Raw genomic sequence first — 18915 nt, 5'->3', positions numbered from 1 at the left:
GGGGATCAAGCTGCGCCCGAGACCCCGCAGAGGAAGAAAGATGGACTACGAAACTATTGATGCCGAAGTTTTCGGCGCTGCGCTTCGCGGTATCGGCCTGAACCTTGTCGTGCGCGACGTCCGGCGGACCGCGGCATTCCTCCGGGATGTCTTCGATATGGGCATTCACCGACTGTCGGATGATTTTGCGATCGTGACTTATGGCACGCAGGTGTTTCAGCTCCATTCCGATGGCACTTACGCTGACAACCCGCTTCTGGCCCTGCTACCAGAAAACCCGCCACGCGGTGCAGGCATCGAACTGCGCCTGTACGACACAGATCCGGATATCGCCATCTCTCGTGCCGAGTCCGCAGGCAGCACGGTTCTGCAGAAACCGACCGACAAGCCACACGGTCTTCGTGAGACATACATACTGGACCCGGACGGTTATGTCTGGGTTCCTTCCCGTCCTTTGACATGACGTCGCAAACAGAACAGAAGCCCGGCGCGCAACATGCTCGCCTGCCGAAACGAACCAGGGAGATTTCCATGTCCGTCACCAATCTGCGTCCGAATATCGATCATTGGCAGGAACGCGTCGATCTCGCCGCCGCCTTTCGCTGGACCGCGCGGCTCGACATGCACGAAGGTGTCGCGAACCATTTCAGCCTGGCCATCAACGATGATGGCACGCGGTTTTTGATGAACCCCAACCAGATGCACTTCGCCCGCATACGGGCCAGCGATCTGATCGAGGTGGACGCCAACGATCCCAAAACGCTCGAAGGCCTCGATGCACCCGATCCGACGGCCTGGGGGCTGCACGGCGCGATTCACCGTCATTGCCCGCACGCGCGTTGTGCGATGCACGTGCATTCGATCCACGCAACGGTTCTGGCCAGCCTGGCAGACAGCAACCTGCCGCCGATCGACCAGAACTGCGCCACCTTCTTCAATCGCTATGTCATCGACGACGGGTATGGCGGCCTGGCCTTCGAGGAGGAGGGCGAACGCTGTGCCGGGTTGCTGCAGGACCCCAAGAAGAAAGTCATGATCATGGGCAATCACGGCATCATGATCATCGGTCAGACCGTCGCCGAAACCTTCAACAGGCTCTACTATTTCGAGCGCGCGGCCGAGACCTATATCCGCGCCCTGCAAACCGGTCAGCCACTGCGCATCCTGTCCGACGAGATCGCAGAGAAGACCGCGCGGGAACTGGAAACCTATCCCGAGCAGGACGAACGGCATCTGAACGAACTCAAGGCCATCCTCGACGAGGAAGGCTCCAACTATGCGAGTTGACGGATGCATTTCGCGCTGACCGAAGAACAGAAGATGATCGTCGAAACCACGCGCAGTTTCGTCGAGAACGAGCTCTATCCGCACGAAGACGAAATCGAGCGCACCGGCCATCTGCCGATGGAGATGGTCCGCGAGCTGCAGGCCAAGGCGATGGAGGCGGGCCTTTACGCCGCAAACATGCCAGAAGAGGTGGGCGGCGCCGGGCTCGATACGCTCAGCTGGCTGCTTTACGAAAAGGAACTCGGGCGTGCCAACTATGCCCTGCACTGGACATGTGTCGCGCGCCCCTCGAACATCCTTTTGGCAGGCACGGACGAGCAGAAGGAAAAATACCTTGTCCCCTGCATGAAGGGTGAGACCTGGGATTGCCTTGCGATGACGGAACCGGGCGCCGGATCGGACCTGCGCGGCATGACGGCAACGGCCCGCCAGGACGGCGATGATTTCATCCTGAACGGGACCAAGCACTTCATCAGCCACGCCGATATTGCCGGGTTTGCCATCGTCTTCATGGCTACCGGAGAGGAAGACACGCCACGCGGCAAGAAAAAGCTGATCACCGCCTTCTTCGTCGACAAGGGCACGCCGGGTTTCACCGTGCGCGATGGCTATCGCAATGTCTCGCACCGTGGCTATACCAACTCGGTGCTCGAATTCGATGAGTGCCGCCTGCCCAAGTCCGCCGTTCTGGGCGAAGTCCACAAGGGCTTCCAGGTGGCCAACGAATGGCTGGGCGCAACTCGCCTTCAGGTCGCCGCCACCTGCCTTGGCCGGGCCGATCGGGCACTGAACCATGCCGTCGAATACGCGGCCGAACGGCGGCAATTCGGACAGCAGATAGGCAAGTTCCAAGGGGTCAGCTTCAAACTCGCCGACATGGCGACCGAATTGAAGGCGGCGAACCTGCTGACTTGGGAGGCCGGCTGGAAATTCGAGCAGGACACGGTGACCGAGGCCGACATGTCGATGGCCAAGCTGAAGGCGACCGAGGTTCTGGCGATGATCGCAGACGAAGCCATCCAGATCCATGGTGGCATGGGCCTGATGGACGAGCTGCCGCTGGAACGGATCTGGCGCGATGCCCGGGTCGAACGTATCTGGGAAGGCACCAGCGAGATTCAACGCCACATCATCAGCCGCGAGCTTCTGCGGCCTCTGGGCGGATGAAACGCGATCTTTCGCGCCTGTTGCGCCCGCGTTCAATCGCCGTGATTGGCGGTGGCGCCTGGTGTCATCAGGTCATCCTTCAGTCGCAACGCATGGGATTCGAAGGCGCGATATGGCCTGTACACCCAAGGGGCGGCAATATCGCCGGATTGCAGGCAGTCGAACGTCTCGAAAACTTGCCGAGCGCACCGGATGCCGCCTTTGTCGGGATCAACCGTGACGCCACCATCGATGCGGTCAACGCCCTCTCTGGCATGGGCGCGGGCGGAGCCGTATGTTTTGCATCCGGGTTTTCCGAGGCGCAGGCTGAAGACGCCAGCGGAGACACATTGCAAACCCGCCTCATCGACGCGGCGGGACGAATGCCGATCCTCGGGCCGAACTGCTATGGCTTCATCAACGCGCTGGACGGCGCCCTGCTCTGGCCGGATCAACATGGTTGCAAACGCGTCGATCGCGGCGTTGCGATCCTGACCCAAAGCTCGAACATCGCGATCAACCTGACGATGCAGCGCCGCGCCGTTCCCATTGCCTATATGGTCACCTGCGGAAACATGGCGCAAACGACCCAGGCCGAGATCGCAGGCGCTCTTCTGGACGATCCACGCGTGACGGCGATTGGCCTTCATGTCGAGGGGTTTTCCGATCTGCGTGCATGGGAGTCGCTGGCCCGCAAAGCCCATGACAAGGGCGTGCCATTGCTGGCTCTCAAGGTCGGGCTTTCGGATCAGGCCCGGGCGGCAACGATTTCGCATACGGCATCGCTGGCCGGGGGCGATGCGGGGGCCCAGGCCCTACTTGACCGGTTGGGCATCCCGCGGGTGCACGATCTACCCACCTTCCTGGAAACGCTAAAGCTTTTCCATGTGGCCGGCCCGTTGCGATCGGCGCGGCTTTCTTCGGTCAGCTGTTCCGGGGGCGAAGCGAGCCTTGCTGCCGATACCGGGCATGACCGGGCAGTTACGTTTCCGCCGCTCAACCCGAGCCAGCGAACCAACCTGCGTGCCGCCCTTGGCCCGAAGGTCGCCCTGGCGAACCCGCTCGACTATCACACTTATATCTGGCGAGATACGCCAGCGATGACACGGGCATTCTCGGCCATCACGGACCCGGATATCGACCTGACGATGCTGATCGTCGACTATCCCCACACCGACGCGTCCGATTGGGAATGCGCGACACAGGCCGCGCTGAATACCCGGCGCGAAACCGACACGCGGGTCGCTGTTGTCAGCACCCTGCCCGAACTGATGCCGGAAGACGTTGCACTGCGCCTGATGGCCGGCGGCGTGGTGCCACTGCAGGGGCTGCGCGAGGCGATTTGCGCCGCCGAAGCCGCCGCAGGGATCACGCCGCCTGAACACCTGCCGCTTCTCTTGCCCGGCCAGGCGCGCGATGCCGAGCTGGTGACCGAAGCCGCGGCCAAGGTAGAACTTTCCCTGCAGGGCCTGCCTGTTCCGCGGCACGCTACGGCCACCAGCGCGCAACAGGCGGCAACCGTTGCAACCGGTTTGACCGCCCCCCTTGCCCTGAAAGGACTGGGGTTGGCCCACAAATCCGAGGCAGGCGCCGTACGGCTGGGACTGGCGGCAAGTGACATCGAAACCGCCGCACAAGCCATGCCGGCTGAAACATTCCTGATCGAGGAAATGGTGCCGGACGGCGTGGCTGAACTCCTGGTCGGTGTCACACGCGATCCTGCACACGGGTTTGTCCTGACGCTGGCGGCGGGTGGCATCTGGACCGAGCTTATCGGAGACAGCGTTTCGATTTTGCTGCCCGCACCGCGTGAAAAGGTGCAAGCGGCGCTTGAACGCCTCAAGGTCTACACGTTGCTGGCCGGTTTTCGCGGCAGACCCGGCGCCGACATCATCGCGATCCTTGATGCGATTGATGCAATCTCCGCCTATACCCTTGCCAATGCCGCCACGCTTGAGGAAGTTGAGGTGAACCCGCTCATCTGCACGCCAACCCAGGCCGTCGCCGCCGACGCGCTGATCCGAAAGGCACGAACATGACTAACCCGATCAAGACACACCGCGACGGGGCAATTCTGCAGGTCACGCTTGACCGACCAAAAGCAAATGCGATCGATCTGGCCACGTCGCGCATCATGGGCGAGACTTTTGCGGCGTTCCGCGACGATCCCGATCTGCGGGTCGCAATTATCACCGGTGCCGGCGAAAAGTTCTTCTGTCCAGGCTGGGATCTGAAAGGCGCCGCCGGGGGCGACGCAGTTGACGGCGATTACGGCGTTGGCGGTTTCGGTGGCCTACAGGAACTGCGCGACATCAACAAACCGGTGATCGCAGCGGTCAACGGCATTTGTTGTGGTGGCGGGCTGGAATGGGCCTTGTCCGCCGACATCATCCTGGCCGCCGAACATGCGAGCTTTGCCTTGCCTGAAATCCGTTCAGGTACGGTTGCCGATGCCGCCAGCGTCAAACTACCCAAACGGATCCCTTACCATATAGCGATGGAACTCTTGCTGACGGGTAGATGGTTCGACGCAGAAGAAGCGCACCGCTGGGGTATCGTGAATCAGATTCATCCCGCAGATCAACTACTCGACAGGGCCTGGGAAATGGCCCGCCTTCTGGCCTCCGGTCCACCGCTGGTCTATGCCGCTATCAAGGAAATCGTGCGCGATGCCGAGGACTCGAAATTTCAGGACACGATGAACCGGATCACCAAGCGGCAACTGCGCACTGTTGACGTGCTCTATGCTTCCGAAGACCAGATGGAAGGCGCGCGCGCTTTTGCGGAGAAGCGCGATCCGATCTGGAAGGGCCGCTAGGCCGGTCCGTCCGGCCGCCCAGCCTTCTTGTGAACTTGAAGAGGAAGTCGTGCATGCCCGCAGCTCAACTATATGTTGTCTCACGGGCGGATTTTCGCGCGGGCTGAATTCCAGTTCTTGCCTATTTCGCATGCAAACCAATAGAGTTATGGGCGAAAATCGGTATTCGCACTTCGAAACCGATGTTGTCGATGAGTGTGTCTTGGGCTACTGCCGTTTTAAATCGTTACTGACAACAGGGCGTGAAGCTTGCCGTCGGGGAATTGTGAATGTTCATCTATGATTTCGTAACATCTTTGACGCGAGCCCAGAAGCGCCTCGTTTTTCTATTTATCGATGCGGCTATGGTCCCGGTGGCGCTTTTCCTTTCGATACTTTTGAACGCTTCGATCAGCTTGACCGGACAACTGATTGTAGCGATCGCCCCGATTACCGCCGCACTTATCGGCACTGCTATGCTGGCGTCTCATTTTCTTGGCCTCACCCGGATCAAGCTCAACGCCTATGAATTCCAGGGCATCATGCGAACTGCGGTTTTTTCCGCGATCATCGGTGGCGCGGGTCTGCTTCTAAATACCTTCGCCGGGGCGCCGGTCACCAACCAGACCTTTGTCATCCTGACCATGGTTCTCGTGATCATGGGGGTCTCGACCAGGATGATCATGCGTCAGATTCTGATCCAGATCTACCGCAGTGGTTCCGAACGGCTGCGCATCCTTGTTTACGGGGCAGGCCAGACGGGCCAGCAATTGGCGGCAGCGCTTCGCACGGATGACGCTGTCGAACCCGTGGCCTTCATCGACGACAATCCCACCCTGCAAAGCCTTTATGTCGCGGGGTTGCCTGTTTTCTCGCCCGCAAAGCTTCGCGAAATCATTGCGAGGGAACGGATTGACCGGGTCGTTCTCGCCATGCCGTCTGAATCGCAGACCTCGCAGGCACGCATCGCGCACCGGCTTCGTCTGCTGGGATGTGAGGTGCATTCGCTTCCCTCGTTCGCCGCGATGATCAGCGAAGGCGATATCGGCACACGCATGACGCCCGTCTCCATGGACGATCTGCTCGGGCGCAACCGGCTTGAGCGGGAACTGCCTACCGTTTCCGAGAGCTATTCGAAACGCACCGTCCTGATTTCCGGAGCCGGCGGCTCGATCGGATCCGAGCTTTGCCGGCAATTGATCGCCTGCAAGCCAGCGCGACTGGTGCTCGTCGATCATTCCGAGCTGGCGCTCTACAATATCGTCAAGGAACTGCGGGAACTCACGGACGCGATCGAAATCGTGCCGGTGCTGGGCTCTGTCTGCGATCGTGCGCTGATTGATCGCGTGCTTGCAGCCTACACGGTTGATGTGATCCTGCACGCCGCGGCCTACAAGCACCTAACTCTCGTGGAAAACAACGAAATCACGGGTTTGGAAAACAATGTGTTCGGCACCAAGGTACTGGCCGATGCTGCCCGTGCCGCACAGGTCGAGCGTTTCATTCTGGTCTCATCGGACAAGGCTGTTCGCCCGACGAACGTCATGGGGGCCTCCAAGCGCCTGGCCGAACTCGTCGTCCAGGACCTTTCCACCCGTGCCGAATCCACGCGTTTCTCGATGGTGCGGTTCGGCAATGTTCTGGGTTCGTCGGGTTCTGTCATCCCGCTTTTCGAAGAGCAGATCGCACGTGGTGGTCCCGTCACCCTGACCCATGGGGAAGTGACACGGTACTTCATGACCATCTCCGAAGCCGCCCGGCTCGTTCTTCTCGCCGGGTCCTTTGCGCGGGGCGGCGATGTCTTCGTGCTCGACATGGGTGATCCGGTCCCGATCCGCAAACTGGCCCGTCAGATGATCGAGGGCGCAGGTCTTACCGTGATGGACGAGAAGAACCCGAACGGCGACATCGAAATCGTCGAGATCGGGCTGCGCCCGGGTGAGAAACTGCATGAAGAGCTTCTGATCTCGCCCGACATGCTGACCACGCCACACCACAAGATCATGCGAGCTCAGGAAAGCTTTCTGAGTGAAATCGAGATGGCGAATGCCCTCAGGGATTTGCGGCAAGCCATTGAGTTGGGCGATACAACCGCAGCCCGTACCGTTATCGCCCGCTGGGTTGAGCGTTTCGATGAAAGCCGTTTCTCCGACCAGCAGATAAGCTAGGCTTCCGCCGCCTCGTTGGCCCCGTCTTCAGCGACAAAATCGGTTCGGCCAACAGAAGCATAGGCCTCGAACCCGGCATGCTTGGCCGCTTTCGGCGAATAGATGTTGCGCAGATCCGCCAGCTTTGGCGTGCGCATTTTCTTGGCCAGACGCTTCAGATCAAGTGCCCGGAATTCATTCCATTCGGTCAGGATCACGACCATGTCCGCGTTCTGCGCTGCCTTGTAGGCATCGGCAACCCATTGCACGCCCGGCAAAAGGTGCTCGCCTTCATGGCGCCCCTGCGGATCGCACACCCGAACCTTGGCGCCACCTCCGATCAGGGCCGGCACGATCGTCAGGCTCGGCGCCTCGCGCATGTCGTCGGTATTGGGTTTGAAGGTCACACCCAGAATGCCGATCGTCTTGCCGATGAACGACCCGTCGCACAGGTCGAGAACCTTGTCGATCATCCGGCGCTTGACCTCTTCGTTCACGGAAATCACCGTTTCGACGATCTCCATCGGAACCGAAAAATCCTGCCCCATCCGGGCCAGCGCGCGCGTGTCCTTTGGAAAACAGCTGCCGCCATATCCGGGTCCGGCATGCAGGAACTTGTTCCCGATCCGCCCATCGAGTCCCATGCCATTCGACACCGTCTTGATGTCCGCACCGACGCGTTCACAAAGCGCCGCGATTTCGTTGATGAAGGTAATCTTCGTCGCGAGGAATGCGTTGGCCGCATACTTGATTAGCTCGGCGCTTTCCAGATCGGTGGTAATGATGGGAAAATCGCGCAGATAGAGCGGGCGATAGATTTCGGCCATCACTTCTGCCGCGCGCCCGCTCTGAACGCCCACGACCACGCGGTCAGGCTTCATGAAGTCGTCGATCGCGGCCCCTTCGCGCAGGAACTCGGGGTTCGAGGCCACGTCGAACTCAAGCTCGGGATTGGCCTTGCGCACGACCTGTTTCACCTGCCGGTTCGTGCCCACCGGAACGGTGGATTTCGTGACGATCACCGTGTATCCGTCGGCCGCCTGCGCGATCTCTTCGGCTGCCGCCATCACATAGGTCAGATCCGCGTGGCCATCGCCCCGCCGCGTCGGCGTGCCCACGGCGATAAAAACCGCCTCGGCGTCCCTGACGGTATCGACCAGATCACCCGTGAACGATAAACGGCCAGCCTCGACGTTCTTCTTCATCAGCGGCTGAAGACCCGGTTCGTAAATCGGCACCTCCCCGCGTTCCAGCTTTTCAATCTTCGCCGGATCCTTGTCGACGCAGACCACGTCATGGCCAAAATCCGAAAAACAGACCCCGGACACCAAACCGACATACCCGGTTCCGATCATCGCGATTTTCATGAGAACTGCCTTTTGCCTTTTCCCGTTTTCTGACCGATGCGGGGAATCCTGTCAACGCAGGGCAACGAACCTCCGCATATGTTGGTTTTCGGCATGGTCCGATCAGAAGCCCATGACGTTGGATATCTCGATCAGGTTCCCGTCCGGGTCGCGCAGGTAGATGGACAGGATTGGCCCTGTCGCACCCGTGCGCTTCACCGGGCCTTCCTCGATGTCGTGACCGAGGGTCTCGAGCTGTGTGATCCAATCGTCCACAGGCTGCTCACTCAGAAAACACAAATCGCCCGATCCCGGTGTTGGCTGATGCGCCTTGGGATCGAATTCCCGCCCCGCCTGATGCAGGTTTATCTTCTGTGTGCCGAAGTTCAGCGCCCAGCGTTCGCTGCCATCGGCGGGGCGGAACATTTCGGCGGTCATTCCGAGGGCATCGCGGTAAAATTCGATCGTCGCGGGGATATCCGCAACCGTCAGAACCAGATGGTCCAACGATGAAATTTTCAGGCTCATCCGCCGTTGCCTCCCGCAGTCGCAAAACATATCGTCGCGGCATGGACAATGACAGCGCCAGCACATTCCGTCAAAGTGATCGGATCGACCCGGCCCGCGCCAACGCCATGCAGGCGATCTTGAATAACCAGTCCCTTTTCGAGGCCGGAGACGCGCTGCCCCCCTTCTTCCATCAACTCTATTTCTGGGAACCCCGTCCCCCCGAGGAACTGGGCCGCGATGGCCATCCGCGCACGGGTGTCGGGCTGATACCCGACATGGGTCTGCCGCGACGCATGTGGGCGGGTGGGCGGCTTGCCTTCCGGGCACCGCTGATCGCCGGTCGGCCCGCCGAAAAGAGCAGCACGGTGGAAAGCGCCACCCGAAAGGACGGGCGCACAGGTCCGCTGGCCTTTGTCACGCTACGCCACGACATCCATCAGGGCGACAACCTCTGCATCACCGAATGGCAGGATCTGGTCTATCGCGAAGATCCCTCGCCGGATCAGCCGCAGCCGAAACCGCCCCTCGCGCCTACCGACGAAGAAAGCCGCCAAACGGAAAGCTTCGATACTACACGGCTCTTCCGCTACTCCGCGCTCACCTTCAACGGCCACCGCATCCACTATGATCTGGATTATGCCCGCGATGTCGAAGGCTATGCCGGTCTCATTGTGCACGGCCCGCTGCTGGCGCAGCTTCTCATGCTGATGGCCACCGAGGAACTCGGACCGCTCACCGCGTTTTCGTTCAGGGCCACGTCACCGCTGATGCATTTCGAAACCGCCACTCTGTGCCGAAAAGGCCATCGCTTGTGGGTGCGCGGGCCCGATGGTCGGCAATGCATGCAAGCCGAAGCAACTGCCTGATCGCCTAGAGCGAGGCCTCGGGCCGAAAGCTCTCGGGTATGGTATCGCGTCCCTCAAGCACCAGTTCGGCCATTGCCCGGGCGATGCCCGGCGCCATGCCGAACCCGATTTTGAAGCCACCATTTGCGATGAAGTGATCGCGGTTCAGCGGATGTATACCCAGCATCGGTGCGCGGCTTTTCGCCCGCGGTCGCACCCCTGCCCAACGCTCGATCACCTCGGCATCCCGCAAAGCCGGCACGGCCTCTCGCGCGCGGTCGATCACGTCGTCCAGCTGCGCATCGGTCGTGTTCGGGGCGTCGAAATCGCGTTCGCTGGTCGAGCCGATGGCGACCGTTCCGTTTTCATGCGGCACGACGTGCACCGCGTTCGCATAGATCTGCGGCAGGTTACGCGCATCCAGTGCCAGTACCGCGCCCTGCCCCTTGACGCCGTTGCCAACCATGTGCCCCAACGCGGCGCTGATCCGGTCCAGATCCCAGACTCCCGCGGCCCAGATCACCGCACCCTGATCGGCGGCATCGCCGACGATCTCGCCGCCACGCGCGACAATCGCGGCGGCCAGCGCCGCACCAGCCTGCCGGGGATGCATGCGCGCCGAGAGCGTGTCATGAATCAACCAGCCCGTCTGGCTGACAGGGGCCCACTCACCGACATCCGTGTCCCTGACAACTTTCCACTGCGCCTTGCCTTGCCACAGCTCGCGCGCGGTCTTCTCTCGGCTCCGGGCCAGGTCCAACGCGTGTTGATCGGCAATCGGCTGAAGCCGGCCCAGGCGCGCAAAGCCAGGCGGCTTGCCGCCCGCCTCGGCGATTTCGGCCCAGAACGCCTCGGCCCGCACAAGGCTGTCGAATTGGAACGCCTTCTTTTCGTTCCAGTTCTCAGGCACATGAGGCGCCAACGCACCGACAATCCCGCCCGAGGCGCCACTGCACACCCCGTTGGGATCTACGACACGCACCCTGGCGCCACGGGTCAGGCACTCCCACGCGATCGACAGACCGAAAACACCGGCGCCGCGGATCGTCACATCCGTTATTGCCAAAGCCTTGCTCCCTCTGCATTGTCGCGCCGTTCAAACGGCTTCTAAGGGATCGCAACGCAATGGGCCAGCAGGCCGAACTCGAATGGCGCGATGGCGGTGTGCCGGTATCGACCCGTTTCGATGATCCCTATTACAGCCTCGAAGACGGGCTGGCCGAAACCGCCCATGTCTTTCTGGGTGGCAACGATCTTCCGGAGCGGTTTGCCGACGGTTTCCATATCGCGGAACTGGGCTTTGGCACCGGGCTGAACCTGATCGCCACTTTGAAACTCTGGCGCGAGACCGGGCAACGCGGCCAGCTGCGCTTTACCACTTTCGAGGCCTTCCCGATGACGCCTGCGGACATGCGTGCGGCCCACACGGCCTTTCCGGAAATCGCCGACCTGAGCGCCGAGATCCTCGACCAGATGGCGGACAATGCCACCGACTTCGCGCTGCCTGACCTGCAGTTCGAGATGGTGCCCGGCGATGCCCGTGAAACCCTGCCAAACTGGCACGGCACGGCCGACGCCTGGTTTCTTGACGGGTTTTCTCCGGCGAAGAACCCGCAGATGTGGGGCCCGGAATTGATGGCCGCCGTCGGCGCCCACACCGCGCCGGGCGGAAGCGCAGCCACATATACCGCTGCCGGGCACGTCCGCCGCGCACTTGAAGACGCGGGCTTTGCCGTGGAACGTCGCCCCGGGTTCGGCCGCAAGCGCCACATGACCGTTGCAAGGATGCCGGAATGAGCGAACAGAACACGCGCCTCGGTATTCTACTGATGGTCGCCACCAGCTTGGTATTCGCCATGCAGGACGGCATCTCGCGCCACCTCGCCGGCGAATACAACACACTGATGGTCGTCACGATCCGCTACTGGTTCTTCGCCGCCTTCGTGATGACGGTTGCCGCACGCAAGGCCGGCGGGCTCAGCCGCGCCGCGGCCACCAAGCAGCCTACAATACAGATCTTCCGGGGCCTCCTGCTTGCCGCCGAGATCTGTCTCGCAATCTGGGGGTTTACCTTGCTGGGCCTTGTGGAATCGCATGCGGTCTTTGCCTGCTATCCTCTGCTTGTCGCGGCGCTCTCCGGGCCCGTCTTGGGCGAAAGCGTCGGCTGGCGGCGCTGGACCGCTATCGGCGTCGGGTTCCTCGGCGTCATTGTCATCCTGCGCCCGGGTTTCGCGGTTTTCTCGCCTTACGCACTCATCCCTTTTGTGTCGGCTCTCATGTTCGCGCTCTATGGCCTTCTGACACGCTATGTCGCGCGGCGTGATACGGCCGCCACCTCGTTCTTCTGGACGGGCGTGACCGGCGCGATCGCCCTGACACCCGTTGGCCTTTACACGTGGCAGCCGATGACCGGTGCTGACTGGGGCTGGATGGCCATGCTCTGCATGACAGGTGCGTTCGGTCACTTCCTTCTGATCAGGGCATACGAGGTCGCCGAGGCCAGCGCCGTGCAGCCCTTCGCCTACCTTCAACTTGTCTTTGCTTCAGGTGTCGGCGTCCTGATCTTCAATGAAGTGATCGAACTGCCGGTTGCTGTCGGCGCGGGCATCATTGTGGCCGCAGGTCTATTCACTCTCTGGCGCGAGCGGCAGAACGCTTGATCCGACCAGCTCCTTGCTGAACGGTACGGGCAACGGATCGCGCCCAAGCCGTGCGCGGTAGACCGGAAGGGATTCGGCGACGCGCATCACGTAGTTCCGTGTTTCGCGAAACGGGATATGTTCGATCCAGTCGATCACGTCCATTGCGCCAGTTCGTGGATCGCCGCGTTCTTCCATCCAGCGGATCGGCCGCCCCGGACCCGCATTGTAGCCTGCAGCCACCATCACGACGTTGCCATCGAAGCGGGTCGCCAACCCGGCCAGGTAAGCGCTGCCCAGCGTGGCATTGTAGCGCCAGTCATCGATCACCCGCTCCGGGTCGTGATCGAGCCCCAGATCGCGGGCCACGTCCCGCGCGGTGCCGGGCATCAGCTGCATCAACCCCTTCGCGCCAGCGCCGCTTGTCACCCGTGGGTCGAACTCGCTTTCGCGGCGGGCAATCGCCAGTGCAAGTTCGGCCGGCACCGGCAGGTTCAGGTCGCGCAGCGGATGCAGCGCGTAATAGGGACCGGGCAAGACGATACCTCGGCGGGCGCCGAACTTGCCCAGCATCACACCCAGATGCGGCGCCTCAAGATCCTCGACCATGTTGGCCAGCTGCCCGATGCCCTTGCGGTCCAGCCCCTCGGCCAGCTGCAGCGTGAACTGCTCGGCAAGCGAAAGCGCCTCCATCTCCAGCGCCAGCTCGATCACCTTCACCAGGTCGCTTTTCGCGAATTCCGCCTCTTGCCACGCGGGGAAGTACTCAGCCCCCTTCAGCGCCACATCCGGCCCAATCCCGGCCTTTTCGGCCGCCAGAAGGCCATAGAAACTCGTCTGATGCTCGGCCCCTTCAGCGTAAGCCGCTTTCGCCGCCTCGGCATTGCCCAGCGCCTCGTGGGCGCGGCCCAGCCAATACCCCGCGCGGCCCAGCGAAATGGGCGTATCGACCGCGGACTTGAACGTCTGGAAATGACGCAGGGCAATCTCTGGATCGTCCAGCTTGCGCAAGGCGATGTAGCCGGCCAGCCATTCCAGGTCCGAATAGGACGACCCCTCGACCAAACCGTGGTTGATCGCGATCTGGTAGGCACGTTCCGACTCGCCTTTCCGCATCTGCCCACGCGCAAGACTGCGTCGCCATCCTGCCCAGCGGGCAGGCTCGCCCAGCGTACCCGCCGCGCTGCGCTCGATCAGCAATTCGATCGCCTCGTCGGTTCGTCCCTTGCCGAGCCGCCACAGGAACCGCTCATAGGCCAACCCCGCATCGCCTTGCAGCGTCTCCGGCACCGCCTCGATCAGCGCATCCACATCTCCCGCGCCCGCGCGCAACCCTTGCCGGGCGGCGGCAAGGGCCCTGTGACCTTCGCTGACCAATGGCAACATGAGCGCGACGTCGCTCGACAGACCACGCCACAACGCCATGTCCAGCCGTGCCTCGTGATGGGGTGCCAGCAACTCCGCGTAGCGTCCCAGGAAAACCGCGTGATCCTCCTTGCGCAAATCGAACGTGCGCCAGGCCAGGACCAGCTCGGCCTGGGCATCGCCCACAGCGCCCGAAGCCTCGAGCGCCCTTGCGTGCAGCAGAACGCCCAGCCCGGTTTGTGGGCGCTGATCCTCGAAGAACGCCAGGATGGTTTCGTCCGGCTCACCGTCCAACGCCTGTTCACTGCGCTTGCGCAGCAGATCGAGCCCCGGCCAATGCGCGTGCGTTTCAAGAAACTGCATAACCTCCTGCGCCGTACCCTGCCCGGTGCGCAGCCGGTACCACTCGACCAGTGACACCGCCACGGGACCGTCACGCAGGGCAAGCTCTGATGCCCGTTCCCAGTCCCCGCGCTGCAGCGCATGCAGCGCGCTGGCCAGTGGCCGTGGTGCGCGCGGCGGCTCGGCCATGGACGTTGCCGCAAAGGCCAGAAGGCACAAAATCGACGCGGCAAGCCGCAACATCTCTTGCATTTCCTCGAATGAATCCGGATAGACACGCCCAGCATAACGCGCCCGCCCATGCCTTCAATTCACAAACTTGGCAGAAAGGCGAACTCTCGCTAGGGTCTGGCGCCAGATCGAACCGGGGCCGTCTGTCCCACATTGAAAAGAAGGAGCGTCGCCATGTTCAAAGGGTCCATTCCTGCCCTGGTCACGCCGTTCAAGAACGGCGAGCTGGATATCGAGACGCTCAAGAAGCTGGTCGAGTGGCATATCGGCGAAGGCAGCCATGGATTCGTGCCCGTCGGCACCACCGGCGAAAGCCCGACACTGACCCACCGCGAGCATGAGCAGGTCGTCGAAGAGGTGGTCAAGGCCGCAGCAGGCCGCGTGCCGGTGATCGCCGGCGCAGGATCGAACAACACGCTGGAATCGATCCGGCTGGCCCAGCATGCCGAAAGCGTCGGCGCCGACGCGATCCTGGTTGTCACGCCCTATTACAACAAGCCCACGCAGCGGGGCATGATCGCCCATTTCACGGCCGTGCATGATTGCTGCAACCTGCCGATCATCATCTACAACATCCCCGGGCGTTCCGTCGTCGACATGACACCGGAAACCATGGGCGAACTGGCCAAACTGCCGCGCATCGTCGGCGTCAAGGACGCCACCGGCGATCTGGCCCGCGTTCCGAAACAGCGGATCAGCTGCGGCACCGATTTCATCCAGCTGTCGGGCGAAGACGCCACCGCGCTTGGATTCAACGCCCACGGCGGGGTTGGCTGCATCTCGGTCACCGCTAACGTGGCGCCGAAGCTGTGTGCCGAGTTCCAGGAGGCCACGCTGGCCGGCGACTATGCCAAGGCGCTCGAATATCAGGACCGGCTGATGCCGCTGCATGTCGCCATCTTTGTCGAGCCGGGCCTGGCGGGTGCGAAATACGCGATGTCGCAGCTTGGCTTGTGCAACGAAGAGGTTCGCCTGCCGCTCACCGGTGTGTCGGATTCGACCAAGGCGCAGATCGACGACGCGATGCGCCACGCAGGCCTGATGAACTGACCCAAAAGTCGCGTAGGGCGGGCTTCGGCCCGCCTTGCCCTCAGATTCCGACGTCGATGATCGCCTTGGCCAGTATCGGCACGGTTTCATCGTTGAGACCGGCAATGTTCATGCGCGAATCCCCGATCATGTAAATGCCGTGCTCGGCGCGCAGGCGCTCGACCAGTTCGGGCGTGGTGCCCAGCAGGCTGAACATGCCGCGATGCTGGGCCAGAAACCCGAAACGGTCACTGCCCGACAGCCGCTGCAACTCACCCGCCAGCGACTCGCGCAGGCGCAGCATGCCCAGCCGGGTCTCTTCCAACTCGGCCGCCCAGTCGGCACGCAGCTTGTCATCGGTCAGGATCATCGTCACCACCCGCGCGCCATGGTCGGGCGGGAAGGAATAGTTCAGCCGGTTGAGCGAGGTCAGGTTCTCCTGCGCCAGCGCCTTGCCGGCCTCGTTTTGGCTGACCGCCATCAAAAGGCCCGTACGCTCGCGGTAGACACCGAAATTTTTCGAACAGCTGGCGGCGATCAGCGTTTCGGGGCAGGACGAGGCCACCAAGCGCGTGGCCGCCGCATCCGCATCCAGCCCGTCGCCAAAACCCTGGTAGGCAATGTCGATCATCGGTGTCGCGCCAACGGCGTTCATCCGGTCGATCACCTGCTGCCACTCCGGCAAAGTCAGGTTGGCGCCTGTCGGGTTGTGGCAGCAGCCATGCAACAACACCACATCGCCCGCGCGAAGCCCGTCCAGGTCTTCCATCATACCGGCGAAATCCACCGCCCGCGTCTCAGCATCGAAATACCGATAGGTCACGATCTCGATCCCGAGGTATTTCAGGATGCTGACATGATTGGGCCATGTCGGATCGCTGACCCAGACCCGCGCCTGCGGGCTGGCCATCAGGATCATTTCAAACGCCTGACGCACGGCGCCCGTGCCACCGGGCGTGGCCACGACGGCTACCTGCTGGCGCCTGACCGCGTCGCCCAGAACCAGATCGACCATCGCGTCGGCAAAAACAGGGTCGCCCGCGAGGCCGACATAGGCCTTGGTCTCCTGCTCTTCCCACAACTGCCGCTCGGCGGCTTTCACGGCGCGCATCACGGGCGTCACGCCTTCGGCGTTCTTGTAGACGCCGACGCCCAGGTCGATCTTGTTCTCGCGCGGGTCCTCGCGGAACATGTGCATCAGCTGCATGATCTTGTCGACGGGTTGCTTGGAAAGCGCGTTGAACATCAGCTGTCTCCGGTTTCAACGGGCAAGGTGGGGAAGGCGCCCCACTCGCTCCACGATCCGTCATAGACCGACCAATCTGACTTGCCCATCCGTTCAAGTGCCAATGCCAGGATGCAGGCGGTCACGCCGGACCCGCAGGTGGTGATGGCGGGTTTCGACAGGTCCACGCCCGCGGCTTCGAACACCGCGCGGCACTCGTCGGGCGATTTCATCGTGCCATCCGCGTTCGTAAGTTCGGCGTAGGGAACGCTTTTCGAGCCGGGAATATGCCCGCCCCGCAGGCCCGCGCGGGGTTCCTCCTCGGTGCCGGCAAACCGGCCGGCCGAGCGGGCGTCGATGATCTCGTAATCGCCCAGTTTCGAGGCCGCGGACACCTGGGTGACGTCCTTCACCAGTTGGTTCTGCCTGCGCACGGTCATGTGGCGATCGCGGATCATGGGCGGCAGGTCCTCGACCTCGCGCCCTTCGGCCAGCCACTTGGGATATCCGCCGTCCAGCACGGCCACGTTGTCCTGCCCCATCAGCCGGAAAAGCCACCAAACCCGCGCGGCCGTCTGCAGGCCATGGGTGTCGTAGACGACCACCTGGTGCCCGTCGCCCACGCCCATCGCGCGCAGGCGGCTCATGAATTTCTCGACCGGCGGCGCCATGTGCGGCAGGTCCGAACGCGCGTCGGCCACGTCATCAATATCGAAGAACCGTGCCCCGGGGATGTGCCCCGCCTCGTATTCCGCGCGGGCATCGCGCGGCACGCCAGGCATGAAATAAGTCCCGTCCAGCACGCGCAGATCCGGGTCTTTCAGATGCGCGGCCAGCCATTCCGTGGACACTAGGGTTTTGGGATCGTCTTGCGCCATGGTCACCCCCTTCAGCTCGCACTCATGACTAGCGCGAGGGGGCGAAACTGACAAGGCCGGGCGCCCATCGCGGGCGCCCGGCAAAAGGCTTACTTCGCCATCGCGTTGCGGATCATGCCGACGATGGCCAGAACGACACCGCCACCGACACCACCGCCGGCAACCTGTCCGATGATCGCCCCGATATCGAGCCCGGCAGCCTCGCCGGCCATGCCGGCCATGTCACCGGCGCCCAGCATGCCCAGAAGCTGCCCGCCCAGACCGCCGCCGACGATCCCGGCCAGCGAGTTGATGATAGCCCCCTGGTTGAGGTTCTTGAGCAGGCCACCGGCCACGTTGCCGCCAACCGCACCCGAGATCAGACTGATCAAAAGTTCCATAGTTACTGTCCTCCAAGGGTCTACTCCAAAAAGGTTACCAAGGGCTGACCCCCACGCCCCAGTTGTGAAGGAAGCCTATCAAACCAGCCGGATTTTCCCTAATGGGAGTTTCGCAGGGCTATTCCCCGTGGCGCAGCAAACGCTGTTTCTGCCGGCCCCAGTCGCGCTTGGCCTGGGTCTCGCGCTTGTCGTGGGCCTTTTTGCCTTTGGCGATGCCGATCTTAAGCTTGGCCAAACCCTTGTGGTTGAAATACAAAACCAGGGGCACCAGTGTCATGCCCTTGCGCTGGGTGGCGTTCCAGAGCCGCGCCAGTTCCTTTTTCGACACCAGCAGCTTGCGCTTGCGGCGCTCTTCGTGGCCGAAGGTCTTGGCCTGTTCGTAAGGCGCGATATAGGCGTTTACCAGCCACAGCTCTCCGTTGTCCACATGGGCGTAAGACTCTGCAATATTTGCATTTCCTTCGCGCAGGGACTTCACTTCGGAGCCTTCGAGGATGATGCCGCACTCAAGATCTTCCTCGATCGCGTAATCGAAGCGCGCGCGGCGGTTCTCCGCGATCACCTTGTAGTTGGGATTGCTTTTTTCCTTGGCCATAGCCGGCGTTTTCTACCCCCGCCAGCGCGCCCTGTCGAGAGGGGGTTAATGCCAGCGCGCGGTGAAAATCTGGGGGATGACATGCGTGCACCGGCCGGCTGACATCCGGCTGCCGGGGAAATCGGCGCGGGAGAACGCGCGTTAAGGTTAATG

Annotated in this window: 18 protein-coding genes; 10 read left to right on the top strand and 8 right to left on the bottom strand. The window is 62.2% G+C overall.

What is annotated here, in order from left to right; genetic code table 11:
* Positions 1-40: 40 nt before the first annotated feature.
* The 6 genes from E0501_RS09690 (at position 41) to E0501_RS09665 (ending at position 7398) form a co-directional block, all read left to right on the top strand.
* Complete coding sequence (locus E0501_RS09690; protein WP_137701177.1) at positions 41-463, top strand: VOC family protein; 423 nt, start codon at positions 41-43, stop codon at positions 461-463.
* 68 nt (positions 464-531) lie between these two features.
* Entirely contained in the window at positions 532-1287 is a 756-nt protein-coding gene (locus E0501_RS09685) for a class II aldolase and adducin N-terminal domain-containing protein (protein ID WP_137701176.1), read from the top strand.
* A gap of 3 nt (positions 1288-1290) precedes the next feature.
* Complete coding sequence (locus E0501_RS09680) at positions 1291-2454, top strand: acyl-CoA dehydrogenase family protein (RefSeq protein ID WP_137701175.1); 1164 nt, start codon at positions 1291-1293, stop codon at positions 2452-2454.
* Positions 2451-4472: an acetate--CoA ligase family protein gene (locus E0501_RS09675; protein ID WP_137701174.1), complete on the top strand. Its 2022-nt coding sequence runs from the start codon at positions 2451-2453 to the stop codon at positions 4470-4472. The genes E0501_RS09680 and E0501_RS09675 overlap by 4 nt, the downstream gene beginning before the upstream one ends.
* Positions 4469-5251 carry a carnitinyl-CoA dehydratase gene (locus tag E0501_RS09670; RefSeq protein ID WP_137701173.1) on the top strand — a complete coding sequence of 261 codons (783 nt, stop codon included), beginning with the start codon at positions 4469-4471 and terminating at the stop codon, positions 5249-5251. Before E0501_RS09675 ends, E0501_RS09670 begins: the two co-directional genes overlap by 4 nt.
* 269 nt (positions 5252-5520) lie before the next feature.
* Positions 5521-7398 carry a polysaccharide biosynthesis protein gene (locus E0501_RS09665; protein WP_137701172.1) on the top strand — a complete coding sequence of 626 codons (1878 nt, stop codon included), beginning with the start codon at positions 5521-5523 and terminating at the stop codon, positions 7396-7398.
* On the opposite strand, the gene E0501_RS09660 is transcribed toward E0501_RS09665, so the two are convergent.
* Together E0501_RS09660 and E0501_RS09655 are read right to left on the bottom strand one after the other, a co-directional pair.
* Complete coding sequence (locus tag E0501_RS09660; RefSeq protein WP_137701171.1) at positions 7395-8744, bottom strand: UDP-glucose dehydrogenase family protein; 1350 nt, start codon at positions 8742-8744, stop codon at positions 7395-7397. The two genes, E0501_RS09665 and E0501_RS09660, sit on opposite strands and share 4 nt — an antisense overlap.
* Positions 8745-8846: 102 nt before the next feature.
* Positions 8847-9251, bottom strand: coding sequence for a VOC family protein (locus E0501_RS09655; RefSeq protein ID WP_137701170.1), 405 nt, complete (start codon positions 9249-9251; stop codon positions 8847-8849).
* A 41-nt stretch (positions 9252-9292) separates the two neighbouring features.
* Between E0501_RS09655 and E0501_RS09650 the strand changes: the two genes are divergently transcribed.
* Positions 9293-10099: an acyl dehydratase gene (locus E0501_RS09650; RefSeq protein ID WP_137701169.1), complete on the top strand. Its 807-nt coding sequence runs from the start codon at positions 9293-9295 to the stop codon at positions 10097-10099.
* A 4-nt stretch (positions 10100-10103) separates the two neighbouring features.
* Here E0501_RS09650 and E0501_RS09645 read toward each other — a convergent pair whose 3' ends face one another.
* Positions 10104-11138 (bottom strand): NAD(P)/FAD-dependent oxidoreductase, encoded by a 1035-nt coding sequence (locus E0501_RS09645; RefSeq protein ID WP_137701799.1) that lies wholly within the window; start codon positions 11136-11138, stop codon positions 10104-10106.
* 65 nt (positions 11139-11203) lie between these two features.
* Between E0501_RS09645 and mnmD the strand changes: the two genes are divergently transcribed.
* On the top strand, positions 11204-11875 hold the full coding sequence (mnmD, locus tag E0501_RS09640) for a tRNA (5-methylaminomethyl-2-thiouridine)(34)-methyltransferase MnmD (protein ID WP_137701168.1): 672 nt from the start codon (positions 11204-11206) through the stop codon (positions 11873-11875).
* Positions 11872-12738, top strand: a complete 867-nt coding sequence (locus E0501_RS09635; RefSeq protein WP_137701167.1) for a DMT family transporter — start codon at positions 11872-11874, stop codon at positions 12736-12738. The genes mnmD and E0501_RS09635 overlap by 4 nt, the downstream gene beginning before the upstream one ends.
* On the opposite strand, the gene E0501_RS09630 is transcribed toward E0501_RS09635, so the two are convergent.
* Positions 12703-14676: a lytic transglycosylase domain-containing protein gene (locus E0501_RS09630; RefSeq protein WP_137701166.1), complete on the bottom strand. Its 1974-nt coding sequence runs from the start codon at positions 14674-14676 to the stop codon at positions 12703-12705. The two genes, E0501_RS09635 and E0501_RS09630, sit on opposite strands and share 36 nt — an antisense overlap.
* 153 nt (positions 14677-14829) lie before the next feature.
* Here E0501_RS09630 and dapA point away from each other — a divergent pair, with 153 nt between their 5' ends.
* A complete protein-coding gene (dapA, locus tag E0501_RS09625; RefSeq protein ID WP_137701165.1) occupies positions 14830-15705 on the top strand; it encodes a 4-hydroxy-tetrahydrodipicolinate synthase in 876 nt (291 codons plus the stop codon).
* A 40-nt stretch (positions 15706-15745) separates the two neighbouring features.
* On the opposite strand, the gene E0501_RS09620 is transcribed toward dapA, so the two are convergent.
* From E0501_RS09620 to smpB, 4 genes are all read right to left on the bottom strand, one after another.
* Positions 15746-16930 carry an amino acid aminotransferase gene (locus E0501_RS09620; RefSeq protein WP_137701164.1) on the bottom strand — a complete coding sequence of 395 codons (1185 nt, stop codon included), beginning with the start codon at positions 16928-16930 and terminating at the stop codon, positions 15746-15748.
* Positions 16930-17787: a 3-mercaptopyruvate sulfurtransferase gene (sseA, locus tag E0501_RS09615; protein ID WP_137701163.1), complete on the bottom strand. Its 858-nt coding sequence runs from the start codon at positions 17785-17787 to the stop codon at positions 16930-16932. The genes E0501_RS09620 and sseA overlap by 1 nt, the downstream gene beginning before the upstream one ends.
* 89 nt (positions 17788-17876) lie before the next feature.
* Positions 17877-18167 carry a hypothetical protein gene (locus tag E0501_RS09610; protein ID WP_137701162.1) on the bottom strand — a complete coding sequence of 97 codons (291 nt, stop codon included), beginning with the start codon at positions 18165-18167 and terminating at the stop codon, positions 17877-17879.
* 118 nt (positions 18168-18285) lie between these two features.
* A complete protein-coding gene (gene smpB / locus E0501_RS09605; RefSeq protein WP_137701161.1) occupies positions 18286-18762 on the bottom strand; it encodes an SsrA-binding protein SmpB in 477 nt (158 codons plus the stop codon).
* Positions 18763-18915: the final 153 nt, after the last annotated feature.

The sequence above is a fragment of the Marimonas lutisalis genome (assembly GCF_005434965.1).
In the GTDB taxonomy this organism is placed as follows: domain Bacteria; phylum Pseudomonadota; class Alphaproteobacteria; order Rhodobacterales; family Rhodobacteraceae; genus Marimonas_A; species Marimonas_A lutisalis.
This window is presented reverse-complemented; position numbering and strand designations above follow the sequence as displayed.